Origin of the sequence: Paraburkholderia sp. SIMBA_027 (genome assembly GCF_046535315.1) — a bacterium.
GTDB classification, from domain to species: Bacteria; Pseudomonadota; Gammaproteobacteria; order Burkholderiales; family Burkholderiaceae; genus Paraburkholderia; species Paraburkholderia tropica.
The window spans coordinates 1-251 of sequence record NZ_JAWRWY010001218.1 but is presented as its reverse complement, the minus strand read 5'-3'; the positions used below and the strand labels follow the sequence as shown (position 1 = coordinate 251).

Sequence of the window (251 nt, the reverse complement as noted above, 5' to 3'; positions counted from 1 at the left end):
CGGCACGGCACGCAAAATGGTGGACCGCATCCGCGAGGCGGACAGCGTCGAAAGCCTGATTTCGAGAACGACCCGGCTGATAAAGGCAACCTTAGGTTACGACCTGGTGATGATCTACCGTTTCGAGGAAGACGGCGCCGGCAAGGTGGTGTCGGAGCGGAAGCAGCCGGAACTGGAAAGCTTTCTCGGGCAATATTTTCCCGCCAGCGACATACCGCAGCAGGCCCGCGCGCTCTATCTCAAGAATACGC

The 251-nt window shown here is 59.4% G+C and carries 1 pseudogene; it reads left to right on the top strand.

The window, feature by feature from the left end:
• Positions 1–16: 16 nt before the first annotated feature.
• Positions 17–251, top strand: a pseudogene (locus tag SB764_RS43025) (hypothetical protein); the annotation flags it as partial.